Annotated in this window: 24 protein-coding genes and 1 pseudogene; 14 read left to right on the top strand and 11 right to left on the bottom strand. The window is 61.5% G+C overall.

Annotation, left to right across the window (positions count from 1 at the left end):
• Positions 1–303: 303 nt before the first annotated feature.
• Entirely contained in the window at positions 304–612 is a 309-nt protein-coding gene (locus SynA1528_RS12840) for a hypothetical protein (RefSeq protein WP_186587069.1), read from the bottom strand.
• Between the two features lie 278 nt (positions 613–890).
• Here SynA1528_RS12840 and SynA1528_RS12835 point away from each other — a divergent pair, with 278 nt between their 5' ends.
• Positions 891–1,358, top strand: coding sequence for a nitrate reductase associated protein (locus SynA1528_RS12835; protein ID WP_186587068.1), 468 nt, complete (start codon positions 891–893; stop codon positions 1,356–1,358).
• Here the strand turns inward: SynA1528_RS12835 and SynA1528_RS12830 are convergent.
• Together SynA1528_RS12830 and SynA1528_RS12825 are read right to left on the bottom strand one after the other, a co-directional pair.
• A complete protein-coding gene (locus SynA1528_RS12830) occupies positions 1,339–3,570 on the bottom strand; it encodes a nitrate reductase (protein ID WP_186587067.1) in 2,232 nt (743 codons plus the stop codon). The two genes, SynA1528_RS12835 and SynA1528_RS12830, sit on opposite strands and share 20 nt — an antisense overlap.
• A gap of 80 nt (positions 3,571–3,650) precedes the next feature.
• Positions 3,651–5,191, bottom strand: a pseudogene (locus tag SynA1528_RS12825) (NarK family nitrate/nitrite MFS transporter).
• Positions 5,192–5,474: 283 nt separating this feature from the next.
• Between SynA1528_RS12825 and SynA1528_RS12820 the strand changes: the two are divergent.
• The 3 genes from SynA1528_RS12820 (at position 5,475) to SynA1528_RS12810 (ending at position 7,659) form a co-directional block, all read left to right on the top strand.
• Positions 5,475–6,050: a molybdenum cofactor guanylyltransferase gene (locus SynA1528_RS12820; RefSeq protein WP_186587066.1), complete on the top strand. Its 576-nt coding sequence runs from the start codon at positions 5,475–5,477 to the stop codon at positions 6,048–6,050.
• A complete protein-coding gene (locus SynA1528_RS12815) occupies positions 6,047–7,087 on the top strand; it encodes a GTP 3',8-cyclase MoaA (protein ID WP_186587065.1) in 1,041 nt (346 codons plus the stop codon). The genes SynA1528_RS12820 and SynA1528_RS12815 overlap by 4 nt, the downstream gene beginning before the upstream one ends.
• Before the next feature lie 80 nt (positions 7,088–7,167).
• Complete coding sequence (locus tag SynA1528_RS12810) at positions 7,168–7,659, top strand: redox protein (protein ID WP_186587064.1); 492 nt, start codon at positions 7,168–7,170, stop codon at positions 7,657–7,659.
• Here the strand turns inward: SynA1528_RS12810 and SynA1528_RS12805 are convergent.
• From SynA1528_RS12805 to SynA1528_RS12795, 3 genes are read right to left on the bottom strand one after another with little or no spacing between them, the layout of a single operon-like run.
• Positions 7,647–8,546 carry a transglutaminase family protein gene (locus SynA1528_RS12805; RefSeq protein ID WP_186587063.1) on the bottom strand — a complete coding sequence of 300 codons (900 nt, stop codon included), beginning with the start codon at positions 8,544–8,546 and terminating at the stop codon, positions 7,647–7,649. The genes SynA1528_RS12810 and SynA1528_RS12805 overlap by 13 nt on opposite strands.
• On the bottom strand, positions 8,531–9,514 hold the full coding sequence (locus SynA1528_RS12800) for an alpha-E domain-containing protein (RefSeq protein ID WP_186482378.1): 984 nt from the start codon (positions 9,512–9,514) through the stop codon (positions 8,531–8,533). The genes SynA1528_RS12805 and SynA1528_RS12800 overlap by 16 nt, the downstream gene beginning before the upstream one ends.
• Complete coding sequence (locus tag SynA1528_RS12795) at positions 9,508–10,980, bottom strand: circularly permuted type 2 ATP-grasp protein (RefSeq protein ID WP_186588523.1); 1,473 nt, start codon at positions 10,978–10,980, stop codon at positions 9,508–9,510. The genes SynA1528_RS12800 and SynA1528_RS12795 overlap by 7 nt, the downstream gene beginning before the upstream one ends.
• Before the next feature lie 198 nt (positions 10,981–11,178).
• On the opposite strand from SynA1528_RS12795, the gene SynA1528_RS13315 reads away from it, so the two are divergent.
• From SynA1528_RS13315 to SynA1528_RS12765, 7 genes are all read left to right on the top strand, one after another.
• Positions 11,179–11,304: a hypothetical protein gene (locus SynA1528_RS13315; RefSeq protein WP_286187839.1), complete on the top strand. Its 126-nt coding sequence runs from the start codon at positions 11,179–11,181 to the stop codon at positions 11,302–11,304.
• On the top strand, positions 11,294–12,724 hold the full coding sequence (locus SynA1528_RS12790; RefSeq protein WP_186587062.1) for a sodium:solute symporter family protein: 1,431 nt from the start codon (positions 11,294–11,296) through the stop codon (positions 12,722–12,724). The genes SynA1528_RS13315 and SynA1528_RS12790 overlap by 11 nt, the downstream gene beginning before the upstream one ends.
• Before the next feature lie 5 nt (positions 12,725–12,729).
• Complete coding sequence (locus SynA1528_RS12785) at positions 12,730–12,876, top strand: hypothetical protein (protein WP_173358511.1); 147 nt, start codon at positions 12,730–12,732, stop codon at positions 12,874–12,876.
• Positions 12,877–13,052: 176 nt separating this feature from the next.
• Positions 13,053–14,168 carry an aspartate/ornithine carbamoyltransferase family protein gene (locus tag SynA1528_RS12780; protein ID WP_186587061.1) on the top strand — a complete coding sequence of 372 codons (1,116 nt, stop codon included), beginning with the start codon at positions 13,053–13,055 and terminating at the stop codon, positions 14,166–14,168.
• A gap of 9 nt (positions 14,169–14,177) precedes the next feature.
• Entirely contained in the window at positions 14,178–16,202 is a 2,025-nt protein-coding gene (gene asnB / locus SynA1528_RS12775; protein ID WP_186587060.1) for an asparagine synthase (glutamine-hydrolyzing), read from the top strand.
• Between the two features lie 107 nt (positions 16,203–16,309).
• Complete coding sequence (locus tag SynA1528_RS12770; protein ID WP_502707754.1) at positions 16,310–17,578, top strand: Zn-dependent hydrolase; 1,269 nt, start codon at positions 16,310–16,312, stop codon at positions 17,576–17,578.
• Positions 17,575–18,249, top strand: a complete 675-nt coding sequence (locus SynA1528_RS12765) for a DUF1028 domain-containing protein (RefSeq protein WP_186587058.1) — start codon at positions 17,575–17,577, stop codon at positions 18,247–18,249. Before SynA1528_RS12770 ends, SynA1528_RS12765 begins: the two co-directional genes overlap by 4 nt.
• An 11-nt stretch (positions 18,250–18,260) precedes the next feature.
• Here the strand turns inward: SynA1528_RS12765 and SynA1528_RS12760 are convergent, their stop codons facing one another.
• From SynA1528_RS12760 to SynA1528_RS12740, 5 genes are all read right to left on the bottom strand, one after another.
• Positions 18,261–18,428, bottom strand: a complete 168-nt coding sequence (locus SynA1528_RS12760) for a DUF4278 domain-containing protein (RefSeq protein WP_186587057.1) — start codon at positions 18,426–18,428, stop codon at positions 18,261–18,263.
• Between the two features lie 203 nt (positions 18,429–18,631).
• Positions 18,632–20,341, bottom strand: a complete 1,710-nt coding sequence (gene ureC, locus SynA1528_RS12755) for an urease subunit alpha (RefSeq protein WP_186587056.1) — start codon at positions 20,339–20,341, stop codon at positions 18,632–18,634.
• Between the two features lie 3 nt (positions 20,342–20,344).
• Entirely contained in the window at positions 20,345–20,665 is a 321-nt protein-coding gene (locus tag SynA1528_RS12750) for an urease subunit beta (protein WP_186498340.1), read from the bottom strand.
• A gap of 10 nt (positions 20,666–20,675) precedes the next feature.
• The gene (locus SynA1528_RS12745) at positions 20,676–20,978 is read right to left on the bottom strand and encodes an urease subunit gamma (protein ID WP_006851427.1); all 303 of its coding nucleotides are present in this window, start codon (positions 20,976–20,978) and stop codon (positions 20,676–20,678) included.
• A gap of 18 nt (positions 20,979–20,996) precedes the next feature.
• Positions 20,997–21,932 (bottom strand): urease accessory protein UreD, encoded by a 936-nt coding sequence (locus SynA1528_RS12740; protein ID WP_186588522.1) that lies wholly within the window; start codon positions 21,930–21,932, stop codon positions 20,997–20,999.
• A 98-nt stretch (positions 21,933–22,030) separates the two neighbouring features.
• Here SynA1528_RS12740 and ureE point away from each other — a divergent pair, with 98 nt between their 5' ends.
• The 3 genes from ureE to ureG are packed head-to-tail and all read left to right on the top strand — an operon-like array spanning position 22,031 to position 23,750.
• Positions 22,031–22,483: an urease accessory protein UreE gene (ureE, locus tag SynA1528_RS12735; protein WP_011129298.1), complete on the top strand. Its 453-nt coding sequence runs from the start codon at positions 22,031–22,033 to the stop codon at positions 22,481–22,483.
• Positions 22,480–23,148: an urease accessory protein UreF gene (locus SynA1528_RS12730; RefSeq protein ID WP_186498339.1), complete on the top strand. Its 669-nt coding sequence runs from the start codon at positions 22,480–22,482 to the stop codon at positions 23,146–23,148. Before ureE ends, SynA1528_RS12730 begins: the two co-directional genes overlap by 4 nt.
• Positions 23,148–23,750, top strand: a complete 603-nt coding sequence (gene ureG, locus SynA1528_RS12725) for an urease accessory protein UreG (RefSeq protein ID WP_186498338.1) — start codon at positions 23,148–23,150, stop codon at positions 23,748–23,750. The genes SynA1528_RS12730 and ureG overlap by 1 nt, the downstream gene beginning before the upstream one ends.
• Positions 23,751–23,865: the final 115 nt, after the last annotated feature.

Raw genomic sequence — 23,865 nt, 5'->3', positions numbered from 1 at the left:
TGTTTTTGCTTTGCCAAGCCGTTGCAAATCGCCTGTTTCCATCTTTCAGCGCTGATAAGGAATCACCGGGGCGACAGGATCGTGGAGTTTCGTTGCTCGGTACGGCGGTGGCTCCGGCTCCGATGTTGGCTTGGGAAGCGTCGGTTTGAGCAACTTTGCTGCAACCCACAAGCCCCATGGCCGTCAGGCCTGAACCCAGCAGAAATGATCGGCGATTGAGAGCCACAAGAGGGAGCTGAACTTCCTCCTCACTATGAGCAAATTTTTTAGATCTGCAGCGAGTCGGCTGAATGCTTCGATTGATCAGCGCTCGCCGAAGGGAGCCCAGAGGGTGGCTTCGGAGCCCACGACAGGTTCAATGGCGGGCTGGATGGCCGCAGCAGGTTGGGCTGTTGCGCCTGCGGTGGCACTGGCGATGTCGCGCTCGGCCAAGGGAGCCCAGAGAGCGGCAGGGCCGGCGATCACCGGCTCAACCACGGCAGCACCGAGCTGCATGGAAGCGGTCTGACTGCGCACCAGCTGAACGGCCAGGGAGCCGAAGATGAAGGCGCCCAGGAAGCCCGCAGCCAGGGTGATCGGGCTGCGGCCTGTGGAGACGAAGCTGTTGGTCAAGACTCAAAACTCACGTATTGAGTTTCAGTATGGAAAGAATTGGTGTTGACCGCTACTGAAAGGAGAAAAAGTTGTCGTTGATTTAACGGTTTTTAACACTTCGAACAGGTCTGAGTTGGTGCTTGCTCGTCCCTCAGCGGTCACCCAACCGTGGGACATGCCGAGCAACATTCCGAGGGAGATGGCGAAGCGCACTGACCTGTCTCTGTAACAAAATGAACATCGCTGTTTTGCGCGTCCGGGGTTGTCATCATTGACACCATTCGGCGTTCTGATTGATGGCCAGCACCACGCAATCCGCCAGCCATTGCTTTGCTTTCGAGCAGGATTTCATCGGGACCTGGCGGTGCATTCCGCTTTGCGTGCGCCGCAAGTTGGATCTTTGCGGCATCAAGCTGAAATTGAGTCACTGGTTGGCGCTGACCCAGAACCAGCGCCAGGCTTTGGTGGATTGGGCCGACGATCCAGAGGCGCTCGCTCAGCTTGGGCAGCATCTGCGGGAGGTCACCCGAGGGATGGCGGATGGAGTGGTGAAGGATTTGCCGCCTGCTGTGGATGCGCCCTGGCAACAGCAGACCGTTTTACCGGCAGAGATCCAGAGCGCTGCAGCGTCCCGTGGTGTGGAGTTAACGCTTCAGCAGTGGGCGGCGATGCCTGAGTTGGATCGCTTTGCGCTGTGCAAATTGGTGCGGCCTGGGCATGACCACCAAAACCTGGAGGCTGCCCTCAGCGAAGTGCTGGGGTGAGCAGGCGCCGCAACGCCTCCAGGCGACCCTTCTCCTGTTCCACCGGCTTCACCACCGACACGGCTGGCGCCACGATCACTGCGCAGGCTTTCAGTTCCGGTTGCTTGGACACCGGGCAGGCATCGTCATGCATCAGCGTGTTGGCTTCGCAAGCCTTCTCCTGGGTGAATCCCCAGTGCATCGGCAGGAACACAGTCCCGCAGCGAATGCGATCGGTCACTTTCACCGTGGCGGTGAGGTGACCGCGCCGAGAACTGATGCCCGCCAGGGCTCCGTTCTCCACTTTCAGCTCCTGGGCATCCCGAGGATGAATCTCCAGCAACGGCTCGGGGTGCAGTTTCACCAATCGCTCCACCTTTCCAGTGCGGGTCATGGTGTGCCACTGACCCAGGTAACGACCAACGGTCAGCACGAGTGGGTAGGTGTCGCAGGGGGGTTCCGCCAGCCCGAGCGGCTGGTCGGTGCTGAAACGGGCGCGGCCGCTGGGGGTCGCGAACTGGTGGTTGGTATACAGCCGTTTGGCTGCTGTGCCGGGAGTGCTTCCGTTGGGATAAGGCCACTGCTGGGGACCCTCCTGCGCCAGTAATTCATGGCTCAGGCCACTGACGTCACAGAGGCGTCCCTGGGTGAGTCGGGTGAATTCGGCGTAGACCTCTGCGGCGGAGCCGAAGCTGAACTGTTCGGTAAAGCCCAGCCGGCGGCCCACCTCAGCAAACACGTCCCAGTCCGGACGGCTTTCGCCGAAGCTTCGGCGGTAGGCGGGGCAGAAGGTGACACGCCGTTCGGAATTGGTCATGGCTCCGGCTTTTTCACTCCATTGGGCAGCCGGCAGCAGGAGGTGGGCGTAGTGGGATGTTTCCGAATCGGCGTAGGCCTCGCTCACCACCACGAGCGGGCAGTTCCCCATGGCCTGTTTGACCCGATCCAGGTCCGGCATGCTGACCAGCGGATTCGTGGCGGCCACCCACCAGAGGTCCAGTTCGCCCCGTTCCATCGCTTCCACCTGCTGCCAGGCGGCGAGTCCGGGTTTGGAGGCAATGCGGCCTGCCGGCAGCTGCCAGGCCAGTTCCACCTCGGCGCGGTGCGCGGCATTCCCCACCAACCGATAGCCCGGCAGCAGGTGGGCGAGCCCCCCGGCTTCGCGGCCGCCCATGGCATTGGGTTGGCCGGTCAGGGAGAAGGGCCCTGCCCCTTCTTTGCCGATCTGACCAGTGAGCAGATGCAGGTTGATCAACCCCTGCACCACGGCCGTTCCTTCTCGGCGCTGGTTCACCCCCATCGACCAGAGGCTGAGCACCTTCTGGCGTCGGTGAAACAGAGCCGCCACGTCCCGCAGACGTTTCTCGGGGATGTTGCAGAACAGGGCCACTCGCCTGGGGGTCCAGCGGGCGGCCACGTCGAAGAAGGCGTCGTAGTTCTCGGTGTGGTCGTCGATGAAGGCCGGGTCCTGGCCGTTGTCCCGCAGCACCAGGTGAGCAATGCCATGCAGCAGGGCCAGGTCGCTGCCAGGGGCAATCGGCAAATGAATATCGGCGGCCTTGGCGGTGTCGGTGCGACGGGGATCCACCACCACGATCGTGACGCTGCCGGGGTTCTTGCGTTTCCGCTTCAGCAGCCGCTGGAACAGCACTGGATGGCACTCGGCGGTGTTGGTGCCGATCAGAAAAGCCACCGTGCAGTGGTCGAGGTCCTCATAGCTGCAGGGGGGGCCATCGGAACCCAGGCTGCGGGTGTAGCCGGCCACGGCTGAGCTCATGCACAGCCGCGAGTTGGCATCGAAATTGTTGGTGCCCAGGGCGCCTTTCAGCAGTTTCTGGGCCAGGTAGTAATCCTCGGTGTGGAACTGCCCGGAGCCGTACATGGCGATGCCATCGGCTTTGCCGCGCCTGGCCACGCTCGCCTGGATCTGGCCGGTGATTGTGTTGAGAGCGTCGTCCCAGCTGATTGGTGCAAAGTCGTCTGTGAGCTTGCTGCGGAACAGGGGTTGGCGCAGGCGGCCCCTGGCCAGGGTGTCGCCGACGGTGGCCCCCTTGATGCACACCTGGCCCAGGCTGGAGGGGTGCTCCCGGTCGCCGCGGGCGGTCCACATCGGGTTGCCTTCTGCATCCCGCTTCACGGCTTGACCCTTCACGGCCGGAGGCAGCAGCTCAAGACCGCAGCCCACTCCGCAGTAGGGGCACTGGCTGCGAACACTGCGGGGGCCGTCAGACATCAGGGCTTAAGAAAGAGAAAAGCCCGAAGCCAAAGCTCCGGGCCGTGATGCAGCACCACTGCGCTGCGTGGACACCACGATCAGGCGGTTTCGCCTTCATGCAGTTCCGCGAAAGATCCCTTGGGCTCCTTGAGGAAGAAGAAGCAGAAGAAGGCCACGATCAGACCGGCCACGCCCAGGATCTGGAAGAAGGCGCTGTTGGAAGCCGCGATCACCTCGGGGGTGGGTTCGCCGCCGCCGCCCATCCACATCGGCAGAAGGCTGAAGATGGTCAGGTAGGTCACAGCACCAACGTTGCCGTAGGCACCCACCAGGCCGGCCACCTGACCGGTGACGCGACGCTTGACGAGGGGCACCAGCGCGAAGGTGGCGCCTTCACCGGACTGCACGAAGAAGGAGGCGAGCATGGTGATCACCACGGCAACGGCGATGCCGGTGGTGCCGGTAAAGGTGCCGGGCTTGATCATGCTCATCACCAGGTAGCCCACGCCGAGACCGGCGGTGAGGAAGCCCATGGTGTTCTTGCGGCTGCCGAGGCTGTCGGAGATCAGACCACCGGCAGGGCGGGCAACCAGGTTCACGAAAGCAAAGCAGGAGGCCAGGATTCCGGCGGTGGCCTTCGGCAGATCGAAGGTGGTTTCAAAGAAGGTGGGCAGCATCGAAACCACGGCCAGCTCGGAGCCGAAGTTCACGATGTAGGTGAGCTCGAGGATCGCTACCTGGCGGAACTCGTAGCGGTCTTCCTTTGGATAGACCTTGTTGCCGAGGATCAGGTCGCGGTTGGTGCGAATGATTCCCCAGGTCTGGAAAGCAAACCAGACGGCAACAGCCCCGAGAGCCAGTGGGTAGGTGGACGGAGTCAGGAAGCCCACCTTGCCGAGACGCCAGCAGAGCACGCAGAGGATGGCTGCGAAGGGCACGTTCATGCCGAGCAGACCCCAGAGGTCGCGCATGGAGGTGACCTCCAGGCCTGCGGTTTTCTCAGGGCGCTGATAGGTCTTGCCGGGGGGGTGTCGGTGACGTTGAAGAAATAGAAGAGGCCGTAAACGGCGGAGACGATGCCGGTGAGGGAGATGGCACCACGCCAGTTCAGAACAGCGCCGGTGGGCAGTTCGAAGCCGCCGGAGAAGGAGAGGAAGCCAGCGAGGGCAACCATCGTGAGGGCGGAGAAGGCGGAGCCGAAGTTGCCCCAGCCGCCGTAGATGCCTTCAGCCAGGCCGATTTCCTTAGGCGGGAACCATTCGGCCACCATGCGGATGCCGATCACGAAGCCGGCGCCAACAATGGAGAGCAGCAGACGGGCCACCACCAGCTGGTTGAAGTCCTGAGCGGAGGCAAACAGCAGGCAGGGAATCGCTGAGAACACCAGGATCGACGAGTAGGTGATCCGGGGTCCGAACTTGTCGAGGAGCATGCCGATCAGCACGCGCGCAGGAATGGTGAGGGCCACGTTGCAGATGGCCACTGTGCGGATCTGACCAACGGTCAGTCCCAGGTCCGCTTTCACGGTGGTGGCCAGAGGGGCCAGGTTGAACCAGACCACAAAGGTCAGGAAGAAGGCGATCCAGGTGAGGTGAAGGGTTCGGTACCTGCCCTGGAACGACCAGAGGTCGCCAAGCATTGAGAGGAGAAATGTTGAAACCGCGGGCTTCAAAACGAAAGGGTGCCCGTGGGTGGCGAAACGGTCGAAAAAAATCCGTTAACTCGGGCAGTTAATCAATCAACAGGGAACGACTTCGTTGGAATTGCTACCAATGGAAGGGTTTGTGTGATGAAAGGAACATCGCTTGGGCTTATCCGATTGATCAGCATCCGCGTTCAGTTTTTGCTTGGTAGCGGTTGTCACCGCGGGGAATGGGTTTTGCTGAGGTGGAATCAATGATGGCTGGAGACATTGCGCGTTGATGTTGTGTGCCTGCTTGTTCAGCGGTGGAGAGAGCCGGCGCATGGGTCAGGACAAAGCTCTGCTGCCACACCCCAGTGGAGGGGTCTGGCTGACTGCCCTGGTGGATCAGGTGCGGCTTCTCGGTTTGCCATTGCAGGTGGTCAGCCGCCATCAGGCCCATGCGGATCAACTGGCTGATTGCCCCGGCGTCACCGTTGTGCAGGAGCCACCGCCCTGGCAGGGGCCGCTGCAGGCTCTCGGACGCGTGTTGCCTGGCACCCCTGCTGAAGCTCTGCTGGTGCTGCCGGTGGACATGCCTCGGCTCAGTGCTGCTGTTCTTCAGCAGTTGATCAACTCCTGGTATGAGAAGCCTGATCAGATCGCCGTTGCCCAGGATGGGCAGCGCCTGCAGCCATTGCTGGCGGTGATTCCAACGGGAGAACCGTTTCAAACCAGGCTCGCTGAGCAGTTGGCCCGCGGTGAACGGCGTTGGATGGCTTGGTTGGCGTCGGTGCCCCATCGGCCGGTGGTGCTGCCGTCTCAGGCCTTGCTGAATGCCAACCGTCCGGAGGATCTGGCAGCGTTGATGGCATGACACCAGCTTCAGCGCTTGTCGATCAGCGGTCGCGGCCGTTGAGAGTGCTTCGGTTGTCGTTGACGGCCCGCTGCAACCTGGCATGTCCTTACTGCTGTCCGGATCTTGAGGATCCGCCGGATTTGCTCAGCCTGGAGCAGCAGCTGCGCCTGATCCGTGTCGCCTGTCGGCTGGGGATTCACACCCTGCGGCTCACGGGAGGCGAGCCCTTGCTCAGTGCTCGGCTTCTGCCTCTGTTGCAGGCCATCGCGGCAGCACGGGCAACGCCTGGCGATCCACTACAGGGTCTTCAGCAGGTGACCCTGACCACCAATGGCGTCTTGCTGAGCGACCAGCGAGCTCGCGACCTCAGGCAGGCCGGTTTGGATCGCATCACCGTGAGCCTTGATGGCGTGGATGGGGCTGTGGTGGCGCGGATGGCAGGACGACCAACTGCCACAGCGGGGGAGTCATTGCTGCGGAAGGTGCTCAGTGGATTGGCTTCGGCTCGTTCCGCTGGTTTTGACCCTTTGGCGGGGGAACTCAAGCTCAATGCCGTGATCCAACGGGGGGTGAATGAGGATCAGCTTCTGCCTCTGGCGGATCTGGCTCGTGATCAAGGTGTGGAATTGCGTCTGATTGAGTACATGGATGTGGGCAACCGCAATCAGTGGAGGCCGGATCAGGTGCTGTCAGCCGCGGAGATGGTGGCGCGGATCAGGGCACGGTGGCCGCTTCAGGCAGTTGGCCGACCCAGCGGCGGAACAGCTCAGCGTTGGAGTTATGTCGATGGTGGTGGACATCTCGGCGTGATCGCCTCGATCAGCGAGCCATTTTGCTGCGATTGCAATCGACTGCGGGTCACAGCTGATGGACAGGCGTTTCGCTGCCTCTTCGCGTCGGTGGGGACTGATCTGAAACCCGCTCTGCACTGTGAGGCGGAATTGCTGCGGCTGGTTGCTGATCTCTGGCGGCGCCGTGACGACCGTTACAGCGAGGAGCGCCAGCGGACGACCGGTTCCATGCCCCATGCCGAAATGGCTTATCTCGGTGGTTGAACCGTTGCCATCGTCACCGTTTTGCTCGGATAACCCCAGTACAACCGTCTCAGAGCTCGGGCTTTGTCACGCCCCTGGAGATGTTTGAACTGCTGGCCTACGAACGCTTCCGCGACACACCAGCGGTGCGTTTTTTCGACGTCACGGTGGACACCTCCAATGCCCGCGATCTGGTGATCCACAGTGGCCCGGCCACCAGTCCACCCAATGATCCCGACAGCGGGGCCTGGCAGTTCTATCTCCATCCGCACCAGGAAGACAATCTTCTGGCCGCCAGTGGTGGGCGAACCTTTTATCTTGTCAACCTGGCCTGGGATCAGCCGTTCCACATCGTGCGACTCGATAGTGGCGGCGACATCCTGCGCATCCCGCCCGGTACGTTTCACCGGTCGGTGTCGGATCCCGACGGTTCGGTTGTTCTCAACCAGGCGGTCCGGGAGGAGGGGGTGTCGTTGGTGCAGGAATTCCGCGTCTACAACAGTGCCCGCATTCCAGCGCTGTTGGCGGTCACCTCGTTTCAGGCTCCGCCTCCCAGTCTCCATGGTGTCGAGCCGCTGCTTCAGGCGGCCTGAACCATGGTTTGGCTGCACGAAGCGATCGTTCGAGGTTCTACATCGGCGTCAATGGTCCAGCTCAGGTGGCTTGTCGTTGCTGGGGGTCCTGTAAAGCTTCCCTGAACCGCTGCACTGAGATCCGGTTTAGAGGAACTGGCGAGCACGATGTAACGCGAGGTGATTTCACCACCAGCACTGGGATCAAAACCGCGCCAGCCGGCACCTGGCAGATAGATCTCGGTCCAGGCGTGCAGGTCGTAGGTCTCGGGTGCTGGTTCGGCTAGGTGGTAACCACTCACAAACCGAGCCGGCAGCCCCACGCTGCGGCAGCACTCCATCATTAGCATTGCCAGATCACGGCATGAGCCCACACGCTCCCGCAGGGTCCGGCCCGCTGGCCAGGCTGGGCCAACATGGCGCTGGGTGTACTTGACCCGGTCCTGGATCATCTCCATCAGTTGCTGGAGAAAAAGCAGCACCTGCTGATTGCTTCCCATCAGAGCGTCCTGCGCCAGTTCCACAGCTGAGGGGTCGTGTTGACCGTTGGGCAGCCACCCTTCCAGAGCCCCCAGCAGGTCGTGGTTCAGCAGACCGCGCGGATAGGGAAGCGAGGGTTCAAGTCCGTTGAAACAGGTGAGCAGCGGTGCGGCCTGCCGGGTTTCCACCAAGCTCCTGGCTTCGAGCTGCAGCAAATCGGTGCTGCCTCGGAAGCGCACGCGCTCGATCGCATCGCCACTGGCGGCCAACAGCTCATGGCTGTGTAAGGGGTCCGGTTTGATCTGCAGTGTGTGGTGGATCAGCCGTTGATGACCCTGGGCCCGGGGCCGCAGACAGAGGCGGTGTTCTCCGAGCTGCACCGGAGCCTCGTAGCGGTACGTGAGGCAATGGGTCAGCTCAGCGCGCATGACGGGTCGGTGGGGATGGAGCCCAGGTCGGTGGTGGTGAAATAGCAACGGTGGATTAGGCCATGCAGCCGGTTCAGATCGCTTTGCAGTTGATCGATGGCCTCATGCAGTCCGCGTTCGATCAGAGCATCGATGCGGACGTAGCTCCATTGGGCCAGCAACTGACCGCCCAGGCATTCCAGGTCATCCGGTGGGCCGGCGTGGGGTTTCCCTTGAATGCGTTGCAACGTCTCGTTGATCTGTTGCAGGCAGAAGCGAACCGAACGGGGAAAGATCAGATCCAGGAGCAGGAATTGTGCCACTGATGTTGGTGTTATCGCCTGCTGCACGCTCTGGCGATACATCTGATAAGCCCCAGCTGTTCGAAGCAGTGAGATCCACTGCAATTCATCGAGAACGCCGCCCACCTCCGTTGGCGTTGGCAACAGCAGGAAGTACTTCACATCGAGGATGCGGGAGGTTTTGTCCGCCCGTTCGATCAGCCGTCCCAGCTGGCTGAACAGCCAGGCTTGATCACGACTGAGGGTCACGTCCGTGATGCCGTAGAAGAGCTGACATCCGCGTCGGATGCTGCGCAGCTGTTCTTGATCCGGCTCCTGCCAGAGCGCCTCACCGTCTTGAACGTTCCAATAGAGGTCATTGAGCTGCTCCCACATTTCCGTGGTGATCACATCGCGGATTTGGCGAGCGTTCTCACGGGCGTTGGCTATGCAACTCACGATGCTGTTGGGGTTATCGCGATCCAGCAGTAGAAAGCTGACGACGTCCCGTGGTGTGCCCTGGGGATAGGCCTCGTCAAACCGCTTGCGGTCCCCATTGGCATCCACCAGGGGAAGCCAGGGCTCAGCGCTGCCGGGGGGGCAATCCAGGGCCATGGCTTCGCTCACTTCCAGAAACCGGGAGATGTTTTCGGCCCGCTCGACATACCGGTTGATCCAGTACAGCGAATCGGCCACACGGCTCAGCACGGCACGAGCTCCTGATTGCCAGCCGTTACGGCACTGTCGCTGACCACCCAGGTGTCCTTGCAGCCGCCCCCCTGGGAGGAGTTCACCACAAGGGAACCGCGTTTCAGGGCTACACGAGTCAAGCCGCCGGGGCTGACCCAGTCGCTTTTACCCCGGAGCACGTAGGGGCGCAGATCCACATGGCAGGGGTACAGCTCCCCTTCGCTCAGGGATGGAACTGTGGATAACTGCAGGGTGGGCTGGGCGATGAAATTGCGCGGGTGAGCCTTGATCTTCACCGCGAAGCTCTCAATCTCCTCAGAACTGGCATGGGGCCCGATCAACATTCCGTAGCCGCCTGCCTCGGCGGCTGATTTTACTACCAGTTCGTTGAGATGTTCGAGCACATAACGGCGGTCGTCGTCCCTTGAGCAGAGATAGGTGGGGACGTTGTCGATGATCGGTTCTTCGTTGAGGTAGTAACGGATCATGGCCGGCACGTAGGCATAGATCAGCTTGTCGTCAGCGACACCGCTCCCAGGGGCGTTGGCGATGGCCACCCGAACGGAGCGCATGGCATCGATGAGGCCGGGGACACCGAGCATCGAATCGCGTCGGAACACGTTCGGATCGAGGAAATCGTCATCGATGCGCCGGTAGATCACATCCACAGGTTCCCGACCGGCCGTGCTGCGCATCCAGACGCGTCCGTCTTCACAGATCAGATCGCGGCCTTCCACAAGGGCAATGCCCATCTGCTGGGCCAGATAGCTGTGCTCGAAGTAGGCGCTGTTGAACACGCCGGGGGTGAGCAGCACCACCCGTGGGGCATCACTCCAAGGAGCCAGATCACGCAACGTGCGCAAGAGATGGGAGGGGTAATCGTCGATCGGCTGCACGGTTCGCCCTTGGAACAGGCTGGGGAACAACCGCTTCATCACCCGACGGTTCTCAAGGAAATAAGCCACGCCGGAGGGGCAGCGCAGGTTGTCCTCCAGAACCCTCCAGGTGCCGTCGCCATCGCGGATCAGATCCAGACCTGAGATGTGGCACCAGCGGTTGAGCGGCACGGCTATGTCCTGCATCTGGGGCCGCCAGCCCTGGGAGCTCTCCACATCCTCACGGGGGATCACGCCATCGTTGAGGATCCGTTGGGGTCCATAAACGTCCGCCAGAAACTGATCAATGGCCTCCAGGCGTTGCACCAATCCGCGCTCCAGAACGGACCATTCCTGACGGTGAATGAGTCTTGGCAGTGGATCGAAGGGAAGGATCCGCTCTCCGCCATGCAGACCTGATCCGTTGAGTCGGAAGGTGGCGCCAAGACGTCGCAACAGATTGCTCGCTGATGCATGACTGCGATTCAGTTCCGCCAGCCCCATGGCTCCAAGGGAGGACAGCAGCGGCTCCAGATCAGCGCGGGGAGCGGACTGTTCACGGCAAAAATATTCGTCGTACCCATGGGTTGGTCGGTACTCGGTGAACATTGCCTGAACGATGAATAGGCGCATCCAAAAACTCGATCAGGGCCCCGCGGGTTGTGATTGCTACACATTTCGAGATTGAAGGCATCAGTGCACTGACAGCCTGTGATTTGGGTAGCGCCAGCGACTTGTTATTCGTGAATGCAAGCTCGAGAACACCGCGATTTGCTTGTCTGAGATCTGCTGAAGAGGAGATTCGCTTTGGATGACAATCTCTGGGCTGGACTGGTCTTTGCCCTCGGTGCTGCGGTGACCCTGGCAACGGTGGCGATGATCATTCAGGGCCATCTGCACTGGCGTGATCGGGGGTCGGTCGATGCCTGCTGACGCCGCACCTTTTCTGGCGCCTGGCATCGCCTGGGCCCTGGTTGTGTTGTTTTCCGTGCTGTGGATCGCCTTGGGGATCGTCTGGGGCCGCCGCGGTAAAGGAGATGCCGACGACTACATGCTGGCCGGACGCAACATCGGGTTGGCGTTGAGCACGGCCACGCTGATGGCCTCCTGGGTGACCGGAAACACCACACTGCTGGCTCCGGAATTCGGCTACAGGACTGGTCTTTGGGGCATGTTCAGTTATGCCCTGGCCGGTCTGGGCTTGATCCTGTTCGCGCCGCTGGCCGTGCGGATCAAGCAGCTGATGCCGCATGGCCGCACCAGTGGCGATTTCATCCGGTTGCGTTACGGGCGCCTGGCGTGGTGGGTGTTCATGGTGATCACCGCTGTGTACACCCTCGGTTTTCTGATGACCCAGGCCATGGGGGCCGGTCTGTTGCTTCAGGCGCTCTCCGGCTTCGATTACCACGTAGGCATGGTGGTGGTGATCGGCGTCGCCACCGTTTACACCCTGTTCGGCGGCATGCGGGCAGTGATCGGAACCGATTTCATCCAGTCGCTGCTGATCATGGTGTTGCTGGCGGTGGTGGCGGTGCTGGCGTTCCGTCAGTTCCCGATGCCGGTGGTGCATGCTCGCTTGATCAGTACGCACCCTGACCGGCTGGATCTCTTGCTTCCGGCTGGTCTGCTGATCGCCTGGAATTCCGCCCTGTTCTCGATGGGTGAAGTCTTTCACAACAACATCTGGTGGTCGCGGGTGTTCGCCAGCCGGCGCAGTGTGGTGATGACCTCGTTTGTCTTGGGGGGATTGGCCTGGATGAGTATCCCCCTGGTGACGGGATCGATCGGTCTGGTGGCGCTGGCCAGGGACCTGCCGCTGGAGCAGGTGAACATGGTGTTCCCTGTAATGGCGGCCGATCTTCTGGGGGCTGGTGGGGCGGCACTGGTGTTTGTGGTGGTCTTCGCGTCACTCACCTCCACCCTGGATTCGCTGTTGGCGTCCACGGCGGATCTGCTGGCGGAAGACGTCTATTTCCGTCTGCTGCGCCCTCAGGCGAGCGATGCACAGCTCAAGCAGGCGGCCCGGCAGATGGTGGTTGGCCTGTCTGTTCTCACCCTGGCCCTGTCCTGGCCGCGACTGGATTCGTTGGCGTCGGTGCTGTTCTTCACCGGTGCGTTGGTGGCCTCCACGGTCTGGCCTGTGGCTTGCGGTCTCTACTGGTCTTCTGCCAATCGTTGGGCAGCGATCGTCGCCATGGCAGCCGGCAGTGCCGTCGGACTATCGGCTTACGTTCTGATTGCTCCCTATTGCGCGGCAGTGTTCTCCGCAGCCGTTTCGGCTGTCGTGATGGTGGTGGGCAGCCGCTGGCAGCCGGAAGGGTTTGATTTCAATCGTCTGCAAGAGGGGGTGTGAACGCCATGGCCAATGCGTTGCTGCTCACGGTTCTGGTGGATCAACACTGGTTCGGTCTGGTCCTGGTGGGAAGCCAGGTGGCGCTCGTCTGTTCTGTGCTCGCATTGCTGGTGATTTGGTGGTTTGAGTGGCGCAATGGACGCGTCTGGTGAATGTTCAAAGTGAACAATTTGCGGCGGATTTGGTATTCATTCGAACTATTTGCCAGTTATTTGTATAAAGAACTTCTTTTAAGCTGGTCAGGGGTGCTGGTTCGTTGTTAGCGAAGGATGATGTGATTCATGGCACATCACGCGATCTGGCAAATCGGGTGTTGATGCAAATGCTTATGGCACAACCCCACACAGCCGTGATCGAGGAGGCTTCGGCGCCGCTCCGCTTCCAGCCGATGGGTCCTGATGTGTTCGGCCACAATCAGCCGCAGGAGCTTTTGGCCGCAATCGCTGAAGACGGTGAGCCGTTGGTGGATCTTGTCGATCAACACGTGGTGTCGATTCAGGCATTTCGTGCTGAAACCCTGCTCCAGTTGTTTCGACTGGCGGCGAAATTCGAGAGCAACCCAGACCGTTACTGCCGGCACAACACGCCGCTCACCGGCAAGATCCTGATCAACGCGTTCTACGAGCCCAGCACGCGCACACGCCTTTCCTTCGACAGCGCCTGGCATCGCCTCGGCGGTGATTCGATCAACATCACCGATCGCAGCACCACCGGCATCGCCAAGGGGGAGTCGCTCGAAGACGTGGCGCACATGTTCAACAACTACGGCGACTGCGTGGTGCTGCGCGACAGCAATCCGGAGGCCGTGTACGCCATGAGTTCCACCCTGCGGATTCCGATCATCAATGCCGGTAATGGCATTGATGAGCATCCGACACAGGCGATGGCGGATCTCTACACGATGTTCAAATGGCGTCCAAGCCTTGCTTCGAAAGAGGACTCCCCGAAGGATCGGATCCGCATCGGGGTGATCGGTTTGCCGTCGCGGATGCGCACCGTGCGTTCGCTGCTGCGGATCCTCAGCAAATTCCCCCAGATCCTGGAGGAGGTGGTGGTGATCCATGCGCCCGAGATGGAGTCGGAAGCGCCTTTGTTTGATCCAGGCCAGCTGGAGGAACTGGAAGCAAGCGGGATGTCCATCCGCTGCAGTTCAGATCTGGCTGCTGAGATTCCCGATCTGGATGTCGTCTACATCAATGCGATTGCCTGGGTTGGCGACAGCTACGAGGTGCACGGCGGTGGATTTCGTCTCACCCGGGATCTGCCGTTCAAGCCGGAGGCGATCGTGTTGCATCCCCTGGCCCGGGGTCCTGAGCTGAGCACCTGTCTCGATGACACGCCGCACAACTGGTATTTCAGCCAGGCGCGTGGGGCGGTGTTTGTGCGCATGGCACTGCTCACCTGCATGGTGAATCGTGCCGAGCGCGTGATGGATGTGATCTGAGGCGAACTGATGTGCGGAATCGGAGGTGTGTTTCTGGCGGATCGTCATCAGACGTTGGATCGCCAGCTGTTGGTCAACATGGCGGCCATCCAGTCCCATCGCGGACCGGATGGTTTCGGTGTGGAATGCCTCGACGCAGCCGGTGTCGGCTTCTGTCATGCCCGGTTGTCGATTATTGATCTGAACGAATCCCGGGCACGTCAGCCGTTTCTCAGCAACGACCGGCAGGTGCTGATGGCGCACAACGGCGAGTTCTACGACTTTCAGCGCATCCGTGCTGATCTCACCGCCCAGGGAGTGCGTTTCTCCTCGAAGAGTGATTCCGAGATTTTGTTGCGCCTGTATCAACGGCAGGGTCTCGAGTCCACGTTGCCTCTGCTGCGGGGGGAATTCGCCTTTGCTCTGTTTGATGCGGCGGATGACTGTCTCTATCTGGTGAGGGATCGCTTCGGCATCAAGCCCCAGTACTGGACGATGACGCCGGAGGGGTTGGTGTTCGGCTCCGAGTTGAAGGTGCTGTTTGCTCACCAGGCCGTGGAGCGACGCTTCACGTCGGAGGGTCTCTTTCATCAGTTGATGCAGACCATGGTCCCGGGAACGACCGCCTTCGCCGGGGTGCACCAAGTTCAGCCTGGTCATGTGCTGAAGGTGCAGCGCAGGAGTGACCGGCTGGAGGTGTCGGAGTCGACCTACTGGGATGTCGATTTTCCACGTTTGGATCAGCGGGACAGCACCCTCACGGAGGCTGATCACATCGCCAATGTTCGTGCTGCTCTGCTGGAAGCGGTGGAGATGCGGATGGTGGCCGACGTGCCCGTGGGTTGTTATCTCTCAGGCGGAATCGACAGTTGTTCGATCCTCGGTCTTGCTTCGGCGGTGAGTCAGGGTCCCGTCAAGGCGTTCACGATCGGATTCGATGATGCGCGCTACGACGAAACACCCATTGCTGCGGAGATGGCGGAGGCCACCGGTGCCGAGCAGGACGTCATGCGTCTGTCGGGTCGTGAGTTGTACGGCCACATGGAACAAACGCTCTGGCATACCGAGCGCACGATCTACAACACCTTGGCTGTGGCCAAATACTTAATGAGTCGCCATGTCAATAGTGTCGACTACAAAGTCGTGATGACTGGGGAAGGGTCAGACGAGCTGTTCGGTGGCTATCCCGCGTTCCGGCGTGACATGTTCCTCCATGGTCTGGAGGACCTGTCGCAGAGCGATCGCCATGATTGGGAGTCTCTGCTGCAGACCAACAATTCCCTGGTGCAGGGAGCAATGCTGGCGGCTGATCAGGTGGATGATCCCGATCTTGATGCCGTGGTGGGCTTCACCCCCAGCTGTCTGCAGCCCTGGCTGGCCTGCGCGCCGCTGGTGCCGGATCTGCTGGCTGACGAGCACCGTCAGGCGTTGGTGGAGTACTCGCCAGGTAAAGCCATTGCTGAGCAGTTGAATCCCCAGCAACTCGATGGTCGCCATGCCCTCGACAAGGCTCAGTACGTCTGGATCAAAACAATGTTGGAAGGCCAGATCCTCACCTGGGGAGGTGATCGCGTCGACATGGCCAACTCCATGGAGGCACGGCCGGCTTTCCTGGATCACCATCTGGCGGCTGCGGCGGTACAAGTGCCTCCGGAGCTGCGGATCAAGGGAAAAACTGAGAAATATGTGCTGCGGGAGGCCATGGCGGGTCTGCTGCCGGAGGTGCTTTACAAGCGCGAAAAATTTGCCTTCCTGGCGCCCCCGGCCCACACCGAGCCCGAGAAGTGGGCGCAAATGAAGCAGTTGGCTGATGACTACCTGAGTGATGAAGCGATTGATGCGGCTGGGTTGTTGAGCAAAGAGGGCGTGCGTGCCTTGTTTGCGCGCCACGACGACCCTGCCACCACCGACGCCGAGCGGGTTCAGATGGATGCCGTCATCAACCACCTCCTGGGTGTCCAGATGCTGCATCGGATGTTTGTAGCGGCCGATGTGCCAGCCCAGGCTCGTGAGCAGGCCGATCGCCTCGGGTGGCGGGTGCTGATGCCCGTTTGAATTCTTTGGTGAGGGTTAAAACGTCGCATTGACGACAGGCCGTTTGGGTCGCTGCGGCGATGGTGATCTGATCTTTTGATCTGAAGGCCACTGCATTGCCGTCCCTCCTGACCACTCGCCAGGTCACTGCTCGGTCGAAAGCACAGGTGGGCATTCGACCCAACCGTGAGCGTCTGATGCACTCCTTGGCTGAAATGGCTGCCATTGGGCTGCAGCCCGATGGCAGCGTCTGTCGACGGGGTTTCTCGACTGAGGACGTTGCGGGACGTTCCTTGCTGGCCCGATGGATGAACGAGGCTGGCCTTCAGGTTCGGATCGATACGGCGGGCAACCTGATCGGTCGGCTTCAGGGGTTGGATCCGGATCGCCCAGCACTGATGACCGGTTCCCACCTCGACACCGTTCCCACCGGTGGTCGTTTTGACGGTGTGTTGGGGGTTTTGGCAGGTCTTGAAGTTTGTCGCTCCCTGCAGGACAACAGCATTCGTCTTCAGCACGATCTCGAGTTGATCGCCTTCGCCGATGAGGAATCGACGATGGTCGGGTGCAAGGGCATGGCCGGTACGGCTTCCTGTGACCCCAAGGCCTATGCCACCAGCAATCGGGAACCGATCGAGGACAATCTCGCTCGTATCGGTGGTCACTGGCCATCGCTGGTCTCAGCACGTCGGGCGGACGACGCCTGTGCTGCTTTTCTCGAGCTCCATGTGGAACAGGGAGGCGTGCTCGAGCAACGCGGTGACGCCATCGGTGTGGTGGAGGGCGTTGTGGGACAACGCCGTTTCAGCATCCAGGTGGATGGTCAGCCGAACCACGCCGGCACCACGCCGATGAAGCTGCGGCAAGACGCTTTGGTGGCGGCGTCCCGGATCGTGCTGGCGGTGGAGACGATGGCCAGACAGCACCCAGGTGATCCCGTTGCCACAGTCGGACGACTCGAGGTCTGGCCCAACGCCGCCAATGTGGTGCCTGGCTCAGTGGCGCTGACCGTTGACCTCCGGGATGTGAATTCAGTTGTGCTCGATCAGTTGGTGGCTGAGTTGATGCAGCAGGTGGAGCGGATCGGTGCCGAAACCGGATGCCCGATCCAGTTGGAACCTCAATTTGAGGTGGAACCCACAGCTGCAGCGGATGGAGTGATGGCAGCGATCGTTTCTGCTGCAGAGGATCTGGGGTTGTCGCATAGCCACCTTCCCAGCCGTGCCAGTCACGATGCGCAGGAGATCGGACGTCGCTGGCCGATGGGAATGATTTTCGTCCCCAGCCGTGGTGGGCTTAGCCACTCATCCAAGGAATTCACCAGTGACGAGCACTGCTGGGCTGGGGCTGCCGTCTTGCTGGGGACTCTGCAGCGTTTGGATCGCGAGCTGTCTTGACCTTCTCAATCCTGGCGCGTGATCCCAACAACGGTCGTTTCGGCGTTGCCGTGGCGACCTGTCACCTGGCTGTGGGCTCCACTGTTCCCCACATCCGATCTGGAGTAGGTGCCGTTGCAACCCAAGCCCACACCAATCCTTATCTGGGAATTTGCGGCCTGGAGCGTCTTGAACATCATGCGGATGCGCAGGATGTGCTGAACAGCCTTCTGCTGGATGACCCCCAACGGGATTGGCGCCAGTTCCATCTGATCGATCTTGATGGCCGGACTGCTTGCTGGACTGGAGTTGAGTGCGGCGGATGGGCGGGTCATCGGCACCATCCCAACCTTTCGGTTGCGGGAAATTGCCTGGCTGGCGAAGTGGTGCTGGAGGCGATGGAACAGACGTTTCTCACCAGTGATCCCAACTGGAAACTGGGCCGTCGTTTGATGACGGCCCTGCAGGCAGGAGAGCAGGCTGGTGGCGACCAACGCGCATCAAGCTGCACATCCGCCGCTCTGCAGGTGAGCGGCGAAGCGGCATTTCCGTTGCTGGATCTGCGGGTTGATTTCCGCCCAGGTGCGGTCGAAGAGCTGATGGAGCTCTACGAACGCAGTCAGGATCTGTGGGCTCAGCAGTGGCGTGATGAACTGCTGGAATTGCCCGTGCTTAACCGACTTGTGGCCTGAACCAACAGGTATCAGCGCAGGTAGCTGACGCCGCGGTAAGTGAGTTGAACACGGGCCTGACGCACATCAGCCTGGCGGGACTGATAAACGTTGCGGCGGTAGGTGAGTTGCACGCCCTGCTGTTGTGCAGGCTCCTTGACCTGCTGGTAGGCCTGACCTCTGTAGAGAAGAGTCGTCATGGTGGTTCCTCGAAGCAAGCTCAGGTCCCCGTTCCATGGCCTGAGTCGAACTGCGCCTTGCTTCAATAAGCAAGGTGAACGTCTGTAGCAGTTGCTACAAAAGAATTATGCAAGGTTTGAATTCTTGGCGGTCGTTCGTGCGGATACCAATTTGAACTTTCTTCTGAATTGGTGATGCAGAACACCTTGGGGTGTGCTTTGGATCAAAGCAGCAGGTAGCGCTGGGCGAGGGGCAGCACCTCGGCGGGCTCACAGGTGAGCAGCTCACCGTCGGCGAACACCTCATAGGTCTGCGGATCCACGCTCACCTTGGGCAGCGCTGCATTCAGCTTGAGGGCGCTCTTGCCGACGCTGCGGGTCTCCTTCACCGCCATGCAGGTGCGCTCCAGTCCCAGCTGACGTTGGATGTCGGCATCCATCGCCGCTGCGCTCACGAAGGTAAGACAACTGGGGGCAAGGGCTTTGCCGAAGGCGCCGAACATCGGCCGGCCGTGCACCGGGCCGGGGGTGGGAATCGAGGCGTTGGCGTCGCCCATCTGGGCCCAGACGATCGAACCGCCCTTCACCACCAGTTCCGGGCGAATGCCGAAGAAGCCCGGCTTCCACAGCACGAGATCGGCGAGCTTGCCGGTTTCGATCGAGCCCACCTCGCTGCTGATGCCATGGGCAAGAGCGGGGTTGATTGTCACCTTGGCGATGTAGCGCTTCAGCCGATAGTTGTCATTGCGGTTGGAGTCTTCCGGCAGTGCACCGCGCTGCACCTTCATCTTGTGGGCGGTCTGGAAGGTGCGGGTGATCACTTCGCCCACGCGCCCCATGGCCTGGGAGTCGCTGGCGATGATCGAGAAGGCGCCCAGGTCGTGAAGGATGTCTTCGGCGGCGATCGTTTCGCGGCGAATCCGCGATTCGGCAAAAGCCACGTCTTCCGGGATCTTCGGATCGAGGTGGTGGCACACCATCAGCATGTCGAGGTGCTCCTCAAGCGTGTTGCGGGTGTAGGGCCGGGTGGGGTTGGTGCTGCTTGGCAGCACATTCGCTTTGCCGCAGATCTTGATGATGTCCGGTGCATGGCCGCCGCCGGCACCTTCGGTGTGGAAGGTGTGAATGGTGCGTCCCTTGATGGCGGCGATCGTGTCTTCCACGAAGCCGGCTTCATTCAAGGTGTCGGTGTGGATGCACACCTGCACATCCATCCGGTCGGCCACCGACAGGCAGGCATCGATCGTTGCCGGTGTGGTGCCCCAGTCTTCATGCAGCTTCAAGCCGCAGGCGCCGGCGCGCACCTGTTCTTCCAGGGCTTCAGGGGTGCTGGCGTTGCCCTTGCCGAAGAAGCCCAGATTCACCGGCAGGCCTTCCGCTGCCTGGAGCATTCGCCCGATGTGGAAGGCGCCGGGGGTGCAGGTGGTGGCGTTGGTGCCGGTGGCTGGTCCAGTGCCGCCTCCCATCAGGGTGGTGACGCCACTGGCCAGAGCTGTTTCGATCTGCTGGGGGCAGATGAAGTGGATGTGGGTGTCGATGCCACCGGCCGTGAGGATGTGACCTTCCCCAGCGATCGCCTCGGTGCCGGGGCCCACCACGATGGTCACCCCTTCCTGGGTGTCGGGGTTGCCGGCTTTGCCGATGCCCACGATCCGGCCGTCTTTCAGTCCGACATCGGCTTTGACGATGCCCCACCAATCCAGGATCAGAGCATTGGTGATCACCGTGTCGACGGCGCCCTCGGCTCGAGGGGTCTGGGACTGGCCCATGCCATCGCGAATCACCTTGCCGCCGCCGAACTTCACCTCGTCGCCGTACACGGTGAAATCCTTCTCGACTTCGAGGATCAGCTCGGTGTCGGCCAGGCGAACCCGGTCGCCGGTGGTGGGTCCGTAGGTCTCGGCGTAGGCCTGGCGGGAGATGCGGTAGGGCATGGGTCAGGCGTCGAGGGGTCCGTTGATCTGGCCGTTGAAGCCGATGACGCGTCGCGCACCGGCGAAGGGAATCAGGTTCACGTCGCGGCTGTCGCCGGGTTCAAAGCGGATGGCCGTGCCGGCGGGGATGTCGAGCCGTTGACCGCGGGCTGCGGCCCGGTCGAACTGCAGGGCGGCGTTGGCTTCGGCGAAATGGAAATGGGAGCCCACTTGCACAGGGCGATCCCCACTGTTGGAGACGCTCACCGTGGTGACGGGTCGGCCTGCATTCAGTTCGAGTTCACCCGGTTCGGGAAGCAGTTCGCCTGGAATGAGAGGTGCCATGGGTTCTGTCTCAGCGAATCGGGTCATGCAGGGTGACGAGCTTGGTGCCATCGGGGAAGACGGCCTCGATCTGCACCTCATGGACGAGCTCGGGTACGCCCTCCATCACCTGGTCCTGACGCAGCCAGGTGGTGCCTTCCTGCATCAGCTCCGCCACGCTCTTGCCGTCACGGGCGCCTTCAAGCACCAGAAAACTGAGCCAGGCCACTGCTTCGGGGTGGTTGAGCTTCAGGCCACGGTTCAAGCGCCTCTCGGCCAGCAGCGCCGCGGTCACGATCAGGAGCTTGTCCTTTTCCTGGGGACTGAGATGCATGGAGAGCCTGGGTCCTCTTCAGTGTGTCGTTGCAGCGGTCGGTGAAGCGTTCGCCGTGAACGGTTGTCCCATCAACGGCTGTTCCTGCAGGGGCCAGACCCGAGGAATGCGCGGCGTGGAGAGTCCCCGTAAGGCGCGGGTTCGTGCCCAGATTCGGCTGAACCAGAAGCGGGCATCGCGGCTGGAGGGGCCGGCGTAGCGGGCGATCAGCCCTTGATCAAGGCTGCTGCAGCGCATGGTTCCCTCAAGGCCGTCACGGTCGCTGCGGGCTCCCGCCAGCAGCAGGGTGATCTGCTCACCGGTCAAGGGCATTGGTGCTGCCCAAACCAGTGAGCCGAACACGGGAGCACCACCAAGTCCGTGGGGGTCGTTGAGGCTGGTGTCGCTCAGTTCCAGCCGGTCCACCAGCTCCCATCGGGGCTGGTGCGCCCCTTCGCGCTGAATCTCAAGGCAGGAGCGCCAGCGCCCGCGACTTAGCTGCTCCCCTGCGGCGGTGCGCCCCAGCCGCACGATCTCGGCGCTGAGAAATGAGGCGTTGTTCGGCAGGCTCACCGTTAGGGTCTGCTGGAACAACGCGTCCGCGTAGAGCACCAGTTCTTGGGGCAGCCACTCCAGATCACTGGTGTCTTCCAACCTGCAGGTCACGGACTGCTGGGTCCAGGCTCCGTCGGGATGGAGACGGCTGCGGCCCACGGAGCCGTAGACCTTCTGGGCCGCCACGCTGGTGATCAGGCTGCGACTGTCAGGGCCGAGGTCAAGCTCAATGCTGAGCTCATCGCCTCCCACCAGGCCGCCGGCGGTGTGGAGAAGGGGCAGCTCACAGCGGCCGTGATCCCCCACGTCTGCCCGCAGCAGCTTGAACGGAGCTGTGCATCCCCCCTGGTGTTTGGTGCTGCCGTTGGTGGTTTGGAACTGCAGCCGGCAGCGGCCGTGCCAGGGCTCAAGGGATTGCATGGGGGCACGCTCCTTCGCCGTGGGATGAAGCTCGGTAACAACCATCACCAAATGCTGGCCCACGGCTGGGCAGGCTTGAGTTTCTACGTGAAGCACGGGTGACGCAGGCCGTTCTTGTTCTGGATCAACGGCTTGCCGCCAGGGCTGATCAAGCTGATCTGCTGTTGCCGCTCACGGCGGATGAACGCAGCGTTGTGCGTGGCCGTCGCCGCACGGACTGTGGCCGGGAGGTGCTGTTGCAGTTGCCAAGGGACGGGGCCCTGCAGCCAGGGGATCAGCTCAGTGATGCCGCTGGTACAGCCAGGGTGGAAGTGACGGCAGCCACCGAAGCGCTGTTGCGGGTGCGGGCGACATCAGCCTTGGCGTTGATGCAGGCGGCTTATCACCTGGGAAACAGACATGTGGCCCTCGAGCTGCATGAGCAGGATCTGTATCTGCTGGAGGACGCCGTGTTGGCGACGATGCTGGAAAGCCGTGGTCTGCAGCTCAGTCGCTGTCAGCGACCGTTCCGGCCCGAAGGCGGCGCCTACGCAGGCCATCAGCACGGATGAGTTCGCTGGCGCTGCTGCAGCTGGTGAGCCCCGCTCTGCCGGTTGGTGGCTTCAGTTATTCGGAGGGATTGGAAGTTCTGATCCAGTCGGAGACGATCAGAGATGAGCAGCAACTGCAGGCCTGGTTGGAGGCGGAGCTGTCGCGGGGGGCGATCCGATTGGAGGCGGCGGCGTTGCCATCGCTGCTGCGTGCATTCACGGCATGGTCAGCAGGAGAGACCGCGGCCTGCTGCCGGGTGCTGGATCTTGATGGCTGGCTGCTGGCCGGTCGTGAATCGGCTGAACTGCGGGCTCAGCAACGACAGATGGGTGGGTCGTTGCTCAATCTCCTCGCGGAGATGGGCCACCCCTTGCCGGAGCAGGTGGCGTTGAGCTGGCCAGCGGCCTGGGCATGGGCAGCGCAGGCCTTGGGGGTGGCGGAGAGCGAGATGGTGGAGGGCTACCTCTACGGCTGGGTCGCCAATCAGCTCAGTGCTGCGGTGCGGCTCTTGCCGTTGGGCCCCAGCCGGGCTCAGCAGCTGCAGAACCGCTTGCTGCCATTCATCATTGGGCAGGCCGAGCAGCTGCAACGACGGGATCCCCGGCAGTTGTGGACCAGCGGCGTTGGGGCTGGCATGGCGCAGCTCGCTCATGCTGAGTTGTATTCCCGCTTGTTTCGGAGCTGATGAGCAGCAAGTTGCGTCTTGGGGTGGCCGGTCCGGTCGGTTCCGGCAAAACTGCGTTGGTGGAGGCGCTTTGCCACAGACTGCGCGGTCAGCTTGAGCTGGCTGTTGTCACCAACGACATCTACACCCAGGAAGATGCGCAATTTTTGACGCGCGCTGGCGCCCTTGAGCCGGAACGGATCCGCGGCGTGGAAACGGGCGGCTGTCCGCATACGGCGATCCGTGAGGACTGTTCCATCAACCGGGCGGCTGTGGCCGATTTGGAGAAACAGTTTCCGGATCTGGATCTTGTGATGGTGGAAAGCGGTGGCGACAACTTGGCTGCCAGCTTCAGTCCGGAGTTGGTGGACCTCTGCATTTATGTGATCGATGTCGCCGCTGGGGACAAGATTCCCCGCAAGGGAGGGCCTGGCATCACCCGATCCGATCTGCTGGTGATCAACAAGATCGACCTGGCACCCCTAGTGGGTGCCGACCTCTCGGTGATGGAGGCGGACACTCAGCGAATGCGGGGCGAGCGTCCCTGGTGTTTCACCAATCTCCAGAGCGGCGAAGGATTGAAGGAAGTGGAGGCATTTGTGTTGCAACAGCTACCGAATTAAGTCAACGAATCGCGGCAATTCTCAAAATGTCGTAGTCGATACAAATCGGGTCCTGGACGGTTCATACGGTTCTAATGTCGCCCTCATGGCGGTCTCATCCACCGTGTGTCTTTCT

The organism is Synechococcus sp. A15-28, from assembly GCF_014280175.1.
GTDB lineage: Bacteria > Cyanobacteriota > Cyanobacteriia > PCC-6307 > Cyanobiaceae > Parasynechococcus.
The sequence above is the reverse complement of the archived record's forward strand: the minus strand, read 5'-3'. Positions and strand labels throughout refer to the sequence as shown.